At 68.7% G+C, this 9,497-nt stretch carries 8 protein-coding genes and 1 pseudogene; all 9 read left to right on the top strand.

Annotation, left to right across the window (positions count from 1 at the left end; genetic code table 11):
* Positions 1-806: RNA-guided endonuclease InsQ/TnpB family protein (locus BUA29_RS05915; RefSeq protein ID WP_218587159.1), on the top strand; the 806-nt coding region annotated here is incomplete at its 5' end.
* 40 nt (positions 807-846) lie between these two features.
* Positions 847-1,092, top strand: a pseudogene (locus tag BUA29_RS05910) (type IV pilus secretin PilQ); the annotation flags it as partial.
* A 129-nt stretch (positions 1,093-1,221) separates the two neighbouring features.
* On the top strand, positions 1,222-2,217 hold the full coding sequence (locus tag BUA29_RS05905; RefSeq protein WP_072755695.1) for an AAA family ATPase: 996 nt from the start codon (positions 1,222-1,224) through the stop codon (positions 2,215-2,217).
* A 19-nt stretch (positions 2,218-2,236) separates the two neighbouring features.
* Positions 2,237-3,184 (top strand): DUF58 domain-containing protein, encoded by a 948-nt coding sequence (locus BUA29_RS05900; protein ID WP_072755694.1) that lies wholly within the window; start codon positions 2,237-2,239, stop codon positions 3,182-3,184.
* Complete coding sequence (locus BUA29_RS05895; protein WP_072755688.1) at positions 3,181-3,639, top strand: DUF4381 family protein; 459 nt, start codon at positions 3,181-3,183, stop codon at positions 3,637-3,639. The genes BUA29_RS05900 and BUA29_RS05895 overlap by 4 nt, the downstream gene beginning before the upstream one ends.
* Complete coding sequence (locus tag BUA29_RS05890; RefSeq protein WP_072755687.1) at positions 3,636-4,637, top strand: vWA domain-containing protein; 1,002 nt, start codon at positions 3,636-3,638, stop codon at positions 4,635-4,637. Before BUA29_RS05895 ends, BUA29_RS05890 begins: the two co-directional genes overlap by 4 nt.
* The gene (locus BUA29_RS05885) at positions 4,634-6,388 is read left to right on the top strand and encodes a tetratricopeptide repeat protein (protein WP_072755686.1); all 1,755 of its coding nucleotides are present in this window, start codon (positions 4,634-4,636) and stop codon (positions 6,386-6,388) included. Before BUA29_RS05890 ends, BUA29_RS05885 begins: the two co-directional genes overlap by 4 nt.
* On the top strand, positions 6,385-8,013 hold the full coding sequence (locus BUA29_RS05880; protein ID WP_072755685.1) for a BatD family protein: 1,629 nt from the start codon (positions 6,385-6,387) through the stop codon (positions 8,011-8,013). Before BUA29_RS05885 ends, BUA29_RS05880 begins: the two co-directional genes overlap by 4 nt.
* Positions 8,014-8,083: 70 nt before the next feature.
* Positions 8,084-9,424: a dicarboxylate/amino acid:cation symporter gene (locus BUA29_RS05875; RefSeq protein ID WP_072755684.1), complete on the top strand. Its 1,341-nt coding sequence runs from the start codon at positions 8,084-8,086 to the stop codon at positions 9,422-9,424.
* Positions 9,425-9,497 lie beyond the last annotated feature (73 nt).

Here is a 9,497-nt window from a genome sequence, read left to right as displayed (position 1 = left end):
AGACGGTCTCGCTCTATACCCTCGATGGGCGCATCACCGTGCCCATGCGTCTCGGCGAACACCAGCGTCGCATTCTCGGATCTGGCCAGCCGAAGGAGGCGGAGCTGGTCTTGCGCAAAGGGCAGTGGTTCTTCAACCTCGTCGTCGAGACTGACGACGCGCAACCTGTGGCTTCCGGCCCCGTGATGGGCGTGGATGTCGGAGAAAACAACCTCGCCGCCCACAGCTTGGGCAGGGTCTTCGGCGGCGAGCGATTGCGCGACAAGCGCGACCGTTACCTTGCCCTGCGCCGCCGTCTTCAGTCCAACGGCAGCCAGAGCGCGAAACAGAAGCTCCGGCAGGTCTCCGGCAAGGAGATGCGGCGCGTGAAGCACATTAACCACGAAACGAGCAAGGCCATTGTTCAGGCGGCGATTGATGCCGGCATCGCCAAGATCACGATGGAAGACCTGACGCATATCCGGGAGCGGATCAAGGCGGGCAAGCGCATGCGTGGCCGCCTGCACCGCTGGGCATGGCGACAGTTGCAGACCTTCGTCGAATACAAGGCCAAGGCTGCGGGCATCGCCGTCGAGTACGCCAACCCGGCCTACACCAGCCAGACCTGCTCGTGTTGTGGAGAGTTGGGGAAGCGCTCGAAACATCGTTTCGAGTGCCCTCACTGTGGTCTCCGGGCGCACAGCGACTTGAACGCAAGTCGGAACCTTGCCCGGATCGGCAGCGGTGCCCCGCTGTCGAGGGCGGTCGTAAATACGCCTGATGTTGGGAGTGTGGATATGGGCAACCATGTCTGCGCTTCACAATAAAGCCTGCGACTTCAGTCGCGGGTTATTTACCAGCCTGGGCAGCTTCGGCCAGGTGCCGCAGATCGCCCGCCGCGAGGTCAATACCGCGGTGCTGGTGGACGACGGCCAGACCGTGGTGATCGGCGGTGTCTATGAGTTCAGTGACACCACCGACATCTCCAAGGTGCCGTTCCTGGGCGATGTGCCGATCCTGGGCAACCTGTTCAAGAACAAGAATCGCACCAAGAGCAAGGCCGAGCTGCTGGTGTTCATCACCCCCAAGGTCATGCGCGTGGCGCAGCGCTGATCCACGTGCAGATGCGAACGAAACGGGAGCCGTAAGGCTCCCGTTTCGTTTTCCGGCAAGTTCAGCGAACCTTTGCGTGGTGTGGCGGTCGAATGGCCGGTTGCGTTTCCGATTGAGCTCAAGCCCTGCATGGACATGACCCAGACCCCGCCCGCGTCCCTCCACGCCCGCTTCCAGCAGCTGCGCGACGTGCTGCAGCAGGACATCCTGGGCCAGTCGGCGCTGGTCGAGCGCTTGCTGATTGCCCTGCTGGCCGATGGTCATTTGCTGGTGGAAGGGGCGCCCGGGTTGGCCAAGACCACCGCCATTCGTGCGCTGGCCGGGCATCTGGAGGCCTCGTTTGCGCGCTTGCAGTTCACGCCGGATCTGCTGCCGGCGGACCTGACCGGAACCGAGGTCTGGCGCCCGCAGGAGGGGCGTTTCGAGTTCCAGCCGGGGCCTGTGTTCCATTCCCTGTTGCTGGCCGACGAGATCAACCGTGCGCCAGCCAAGGTGCAGTCGGCCTTGCTGGAGGCGATGGGTGAGCGACAGGTGACCGTCGGCAGACACACCTACCCGCTGCCGCCGTTGTTTCTGGTGATGGCGACCCAGAACCCGATCGAGCAGGAAGGCACGTTCCCGTTGCCGGAGGCGCAGCTCGACCGTTTCCTGATGTATGTGCGGATCGGTTACCCGCAGGCCGATGCCGAGGCCGGCATCCTGCGGCTGGCCCGCGAGCGCGCCCGCGGTGCATTGCAGGCGGTGGCTGCGCCGCCATCGCTGCACATCACCCAGGACGAAGTCTTTGCGGCACGCCGTGCGGTGCTGGATCTCCACATGGCGCCGGCGTTGGAGCGCTATCTGATCGAGCTGGTGCTGGCCTCGCGCAGCCCGGAGCGCTACGACGCTGCGTTGGCGCGGCGGATTGCCTGGGGCGCCAGCCCGCGCGGCTCGATCGCACTGGAACGCTGTGCGCGGGCGCGCGCCTGGCTCGAAGGGCGGGATTACGTCACGCCCGAGGACGTGCATGCCGTCGCCCCGGACGTGCTGCGGCATCGCGTCCTGCCAAGTTTCGAGGCCACCGCCGAAGGCTGGGATGGTGCCAGGCTGGTGGAGGAGCTGCTGCGGCGGGTGCCGCTGCCTTGAGCGGATGGACGGAGGCGTGATGACCGGGACGCCTGCGATCACGGCAGCGGCGAACCTGCCGGCGGATGGCGTGCGGCCGAGTCTGGCCGAGCTGATCGCGCTGCACGCCCGCGTGCAGGGCCGGCATCCGGCCCGGCGTGGCGCCTACGGATGGCAGGGGCACGCCCTGTCCACCCTGCGCGGGCGCGGGATGGAATACGCGGAATCGCGCGAGTATGCGCCGGGGGATGATGCCCGCCACATCGACTGGCGGCTGACCGCGCGCAGCGGACGGCTGCACACCAAGCTGTTCCAGGCCGAGCGTGAACGCCTCACGTTGATCCTGGCCGACACCGCGCCGGCGCTCTATTTCGGGACGCGGGTGCGGTTCAAGTCAGTACAGGCGGCCCGCGCCGGTGCGGTGATGGCCTGGCTGGCACAGCGCGACGGTGATCGTGTGGCCGCGTTGCGCGGCAGCCACCGCGACGCGCTGGTGGCGCCGGCCGGTGGTCGGCGCGGTGTCTTGCGCGTGCTGGATGCACTGGTGCGCTGGTATGCCACCCCGGCGCAGACTGAGGTCGACGCGGAGGCAGGCCTTGGGCGGGCGGTGGAGCATGCACTGCGGCTGCTGCGGCCCGGGGCGCGGGTATTGGTGCTGGCCGATCCGGCCAGCATCGCCACGGTCGCACCGGCGCAGTGGGCGGCACTGGCACGGTTCGATGCCAGCGCGGTGCTGCTCACCGATCCGCTTGAGCGGGAGCCACCGCAGGCGCGGCGGATGTTTGCGCTGGCCGATGGCAGCCGGGTGGCGTTGGCACTGGAGACGGCCTCGGTTCGGCAACGTTGGCAGCAGACGTTCGCGCACACCCTGGCGCAGGCACAGGCCATGTTGCAGCAGGCGGGCGTGCGGGTGGCGGTGCTGTCATCCGAACAGGACAGCGATGCCTGGCTGGGGGTGCTGGATACCCCGCGTGGGAGGCGGCGATGAACGGGGCGCCGATGTTGCCGCTGCGCGATGTCCAGGCCGGTACGCCACCACCGTGGTGGCCGCCGGCCCCCGGCTGGCTGTGGCTTGGCGCGGCGGTGCTGGCGGTGGCCGTGGCTGTCGCCATCTGGTCTGTGCGCAGGCGGCGCAAGGCGGCGCGCTGGCGTCGATATTTCGATCAGGTGGTGGCCGAGGCCGGCACGCCAGCAGAACGGCTGGCCGCGATCTCGGCGCTGCTGCGCCGTGCCGCCCGGCGGCTCGATCCGCAGGCCGACCGACTGCAAGGCGAGGCCTGGCTGCATCTGCTCGACCAGGGGCTGTCGCCCCCGGCGTTCGCAGCCGGGCCTGGGCGCCTGCTGATCGACGATCTGTACCGGCCGCAGGTGGATCCTGCCGCGTTGGCGGCGCTGCACGCATTGGCACGGCGGCGGTTTGTGCAGTGGATGGTGCGGTCATGACGGTCGGGGATCTGTGGCCGGCGCTGGACGGGCTGGTGTTTGCCTGGCCGTGGCTGTTGCTGGCGGTGCCGCTGCCCTGGTGGGTCGCCCGCCTGTGGCCGGTCCAGCACATGTCTGGCCCGGCCTTGCGGGTGCCCTGGGCAGGCACGCTGCAGCGGATCGCTGGTCAGCCCGACACCGTTCACGGCGTGCCGTGGCTGGCCGGGCTGGCCTGGGTGTTGCTATGCCTGGCGGCCGCGCGGCCGCAGCAGCCGGGGCCGCCGTTGGCCCCACCACAATCCGGACGCGAGCTGATGGTGGCGCTGGATCTGTCGGCCAGCATGGGTGAGGAGGACATGGTGCTCGGCGGGCGCCCGGTCGATCGGCTGACGGCGGCGCGGGCGGTGCTGGCGGATTTCCTGGCCCGGCGCAGCGGCGATCGGGTCGGCCTGATCGTATTCGGTGACCGGGCCTACGTCCTCACCCCGCTGACTGCCGATCTGGCCAGCGTGCGCCAGCAGCTGGCCACCACCGCGCTCGGGTTGGCCGGGCGGGCGACCGCGCTGGGGGATGCAATCGCGCTGGCGGTCAAACGCCTGCAATCGGTGCCGGCGCGTGACCGCGTGCTGATCTTGCTGACCGACGGCGTCAACACCGCCGGCGTGCTGGAACCGGAGAAGGCGGCCGCCATCGCTCGCGATGCCGGCGTGCGTATCCACACCATCGCCTTCGGCGGTGAGGGCGACCGCCTGACCGTGTTCGGATTCCAGCTCCCGCTGGGCGGCGGCGACGAGGTGGACGAAGCGGGGCTGGCGCGGATTGCCGCCTTGACCGGAGGCCGGTTTTTCCGAGCGCGTAACACCGAGGAACTGGCCGCCATCTATGCCGAACTCGACCGTCTGGAGCCCGTGGTGCATGCCGGCCGGGTGGTGAGACCGATGCAGGAACGCTATCCGTGGCCGCTGGCGGCGGCGCTTGGGCTGGGGCTGCTTTCGATCTGGCGGGGGCGGCGGGCATGAGCGCGCAGTTGGCCCAGCTGTGGTCGCAGCTGCAGTTTCTTCGGCCACTGTGGCTGCTGGCGCTCCCGTTGCTGCCGCTGCTGGCGTGGTGGCGTGTGCGTGCCGTTCGCCGACGGGGCGGGTGGGCGCAGGATGTGGATGCGCATCTGCTGCCGCATCTGTTGGTGCGTGAACCACAGGGCCTGGGCCGGGCATGGCAGGACGTGCTGGGCTGGGTGGGCATGGCGCTGGTGATCCTGGCGCTGGCCGGGCCCAGCCTGCACACGCGGGCGCAGCCGCTGTGGCAGAACCGGCAGCCGCTGGTGGTGGCGCTGGATCTGTCGCAGGCCATGCACGGCCGCGACCTGCCACCGGATCGGCTCAGTCAGGCCCGTGCCAAGCTGGCCACGCTGCTGCGCCAACGCCAGGGTGGCGAAGTTGCATTGGTGGTATTCGCTGACGATGCGTATACCGTGGCGCCGCTGACATTCGATGCGGCCAACGTCGCCCTGTTTCTGGATGCGCTGGCGCCGGAGGTGATGCCGGCCGATGGGCATCGGGTCGATCGGGCCATCGACTGGTCACGGAAGTTGCTTCGCCAAGCCGGGCTTCCCCGTGGCGAGATCCTGCTGTTGACCGATCGTGCCAACCCGGCGGCGTTTGCTGCGGCCGCCCGCGCTCGCGCGGACGGATATCGGGTGTCGGTGCTTGGCGTGGGGCGCGCTTCCGGCGGACTGGATGAGGTGGCGCTGCAGACGTTGGCGGCCCGTGGCGGCGGGCGATACCAGCCGATCAGTCCCGGCGATGCCGACCTGCGGGCACTGGGGGTGCTGGACCCGGGACAGATGTCGGCCGCACCCGGCGACGGCACGGCACGGCTCAGGCAGGACGAAGGCTACTGGCTGTTGCCGTTGGCAATGCTTTGCCTGCTGCCGTGGCTGCGTCGTGGGGCGGGCGTGCTGGCGGTGCTGGTGCTGCTGTGGGGGCCGTCGCTGCCGGCGCAGGCGCAGACGTCGGTGCAGGGAGATGCCTGGCATCGCCCGGATCAGATCGCCTATGCGCGCCGGCAGCAGGGGGTGGAGGCCTACCGGCGTGGCGACTATGCGCGCGCAGCGGCTGTGTTTGCCGGGCTGCCGGATGCACTCAGCCAATACGACCTGGGCAATGCGCTGGCGCAGCAGGGCCGATACGACGAGGCCATCGCCGCCTATGACCGCGCGCTGCGGTTGGACCCCGGGTTGGCCGATGCCCGTTACAACCGGGCGCTGGTCGAGGCTGCACGCCAACGGCAGCGCGTGTCGCAACCGCCTGCGCAAGGGCAACAAAACCCGCAGGGCCAGCAGAACTCGCAGGGGCAGCAGAACTCGCAGAGCCAGCAGAACCCGCAAGGGCAGCAGAACTCGCAAGAGCAGCAGAACTCGCAAGGGCGGTCGGGTGTGCAGGGCCGCCCGCAAGGCCGGCAGGAATCCCCCCAACCGCAGGCACGACCCGCATCGCAAACACGCCAGCAAGTCCAGCAGCAGGCCCAGCAACAGGCGCAGGCCGATGCCGCGCTGCGGGCACGGCTGCAGGCCGCACTGGCGCGGCAGTCGGGGGGAAGACGCACGACGGCGGAGTCCGATCACGTTGGACAGGAAACCCCGGAGCAGCGTGCGCGCCGGCTGGCCAATCAGGCCTGGTTGCAGCGTGTGCCTGACGATCCCGGTGCCCTGTTGCGGGCGCGCCTGTGGCTGGAGGCGCAGCGTCGGCAGGTGCAGGGGGAGGGCCCATGAGGTGTTGGCTGCGCGGCCTGATGCTGATGGCGCTGCTACTGCCGCTTGTGGCGCTGGGGCAGACTCGGGCCTGGCTGGATCGCGATCAGATCAGCATGGGCGAGACGGTGGCGCTCAACATCGCCACCGATCAGCCGGTGACGCAGATCGATACGACCCCGTTGCGTGCCAGTTTCGACCTGGGCGGCCAAAGTGTGCGCCGCAGCTTCGAATGGGTGAATGGCCGAATGCGCCGACAGACCGTGTTTGCGCTGGGCCTGCGGCCGCGCGGGCCAGGGGTCTGGAGCGTGCCAGCGTTGCAGGTCGGTGCCGACCGCACCGCACCGCTGCGACTGGTGGTGCGCCCGCCGACGGTGGAGCCGGCCCAGCCCGAGTCTGACCTGTTCGTGGACATGGCCACCGACACGCGTCGGCCCTACGTGCAGCAGACGGTCGGAGTGACGGTGCGGGTGCATCACGCCATCCCGTTGCTGTCCGGCCAGCTCGATCTGGACGCGCCGCCGGGCATGACCCTGCAACGGCTGGGCGAGGATCTCACCTATGACCGCATGCTGGGCGGGCGGCGCTATCACGTGATCGAGCGGCGCTACCTGTTGATCCCGGAGCGCAGCGGGTCGCTGCTGCTGCCGGGGGCGCGCCTGAACGCACTGCGCCCGGACGGGGCAAGCGGATGGTTGGGTGATTTCGATACCGCCCCAGTGTCGGCAGCCGCGCCGGCGATCCTGCTGGACGTGCAGCCGATCCCGGCCACGGCGCCGCAGCCGTGGCTGCCGCTCCATGCGCTGCACCTGCGTTATCTGCACACACCCACCCAGGCGGTGACCGGGACTGCCGTGAATGTGGACGTGGAGGCGCAGGCGGATGGGGCCACAGCAGCGCAGATGCCGGCGCTGGAATGGCCGGCATCGCCAGCGGTGCAGGTCTTCGCAGAGCCGCCGCAGGTGGAAGAACGCTTTCTCGATGGCCGGCCACAGACGTTTGTGCGGCGTCGTTTTGCGCTGGTGCCGCAGCAGCCGGGCATGGTCGTGCTGTCGGGGCCGCGGCTGCCCTGGTGGAATGCCGAGCGCGGGCGTGCCGAAGTGGCGGCGCTGCCGCCGTTGCGGTTACAGGTGGCAGCAGGGCAGGCCGGGCCGGTCACGCAGCCGGCGACACCTCCGATGGCTCCTGCGACCTTGCCGTCTCCCGCCAACAAGGCGCTGGCTCCAGCGAGTCCAGACAAGCACGTCGGCGATGACTGGCGGTGGTTGCCGTGGGTGGGGTTGGGCCTGTGTCTGGTGCTGGTCACCCTCGATGCGCACCGGCGCAGGCGCGCCCGGTCGCCCGCGCCGACATCGGCGGTGGTGGCGCGTGGGCCGACGCTGGCGCAGGCGCTGGATCAGGGCGACCTGGAGGCAATCGCCCAGGCGTTGCGCACGGCTGCGGGGGTGGCCGATCTGGAGGCCGTCTGCGCCCGGCTGGCACAGCCGGAACAGGTGCAGGCCGTGCAGATGTTGCAGGCGGCACGGTGGGGGAACGGCGCACCTGCGGCGGCGCTGGCTGCATTGCGGCGTGCGTTTGCAGGCGGGCCGCGCTGGCAGACGCGGGCTGAGGCAATGGATCCGCTGCCACCGCTGTATCCGGACTGAGCCGGCAAGCAGGCACAAGGGCATTTGCTAAGCTGCCGGTCTGATTCGGTCGATTAAGAGCACGCGCACGATGCACACCACCGAGACTGCCGCTGCCGCGCCCGCCAAGGGCATGCCCCTGCATCTGAAAGTGGGGATCGGCTTTCTGCTGGGTACCCTGCTGGGAATTGCCGTGCACCTGGTGGCACCGGATGCCGAGTGGGTGCGGATGGTGATCGACTACGCGGCGCGGCCGTTCGGCACCATCTTTCTCAACCTGCTGTTCATGATGGTGGTGCCGCTGATCTTCTCGGCGCTGGTGCTGGGCGTGGCCGAACTGGGCGATGTGGCCAGTCTTGGCCGGCTGGGCTGGCGCACGCTGACCTACACCGCGGTGGTGACCGGCATCGCGGTGTTGATCGGTCTAGTCATGGCCAACCTGTTGCAGCCGGGTGTGCACATGGACCCGGCCATGGTCGAGCAGGCCTTGAGCAGCAATGCCGACAAGACCACCACCATCGTCGAAAAAGGCCGGGAACTGCGCCTGGTCGACATCATCGTCAACATCGTCCCGCACAACATCGTGGGTGCGATGGGCGATGACAGCAAGAAGTTGGGCATCGTGTTCTTCGCCCTGATGTTCGGTGTCGGCCTGGTGATGCGGCCCACGCCGGGGACGCAGGCGTTCAAGAACACCCTGCACGGCCTGTTTGAGGTGTGCATGCACCTGATTGGCATGTTCGTGAAGCTGGCGCCCTACGCGGTGGCCTGCTTCATGTTCATCCTGTGCGCGCAGATGGGCTGGGAGGTGCTGGTCGGGCTGGGGTGGTTCGTGCTCACTGTGGTGCTGGCGCTGGCCATCCACGGCTTTGTGGTGCTGCCACTGTGGGTGAAGTTCATGGGGGGCATGAGCGTCCGCGCCTTTTTCCGCGGTGTGCAGGAAGCCTCATTGACCGCGTTTGCCACCGCTTCGTCGGCGGCGACGCTGCCGGTGACGCTGCGGGTGGGCGAGGAAAACCTCAAGCTGCCGCGCAAGATCAGCCGGTTCGTGCTGACCGTGGGCGCATCGGCCAGCCACCACGGCTCGGCGCTGTTCGAGGGCATCACCGTGCTGTTTCTGGCGCAGGTCTACGGCATGCATCTGCCGTTGGGCGAGCAGGTGCTGGTGCTGATCCTGTGCATCCTGGGCGGCATCGGTACCGCCAGCATTCCGTCCGGCTCGCTGCCGGTGATTGCGATGATCTGCGGCATCGTGGGACTCAAGCCTGAGGGCATCGGCATCATCCTCGGCGTCAACACGTTCCTCGACATGTGCCGCACTTCACTCAACGTGACCGGCGATCTGGCGATGGCGGTGGTGGTTGCCAAGCAGAGCGGCCAGCAGGACCTGGATGATGCCGTTGCGGAGAAGCTGGACGACATCGTGCGCTAAGGCGTTTGATGCCGTCCAAGGTGTCACGGCGCCACACAGTGCTGGCTGGCAGGGGCCCCGGCGTTGAATTGAC

The organism is Thermomonas hydrothermalis, assembly GCF_900129205.1.
Classification (GTDB): Bacteria; Pseudomonadota; Gammaproteobacteria; order Xanthomonadales; family Xanthomonadaceae; genus Thermomonas; species Thermomonas hydrothermalis.
Note: the sequence above shows the minus strand (reverse complement) of the source record. Positions and strands in the feature narration are given on the sequence as shown.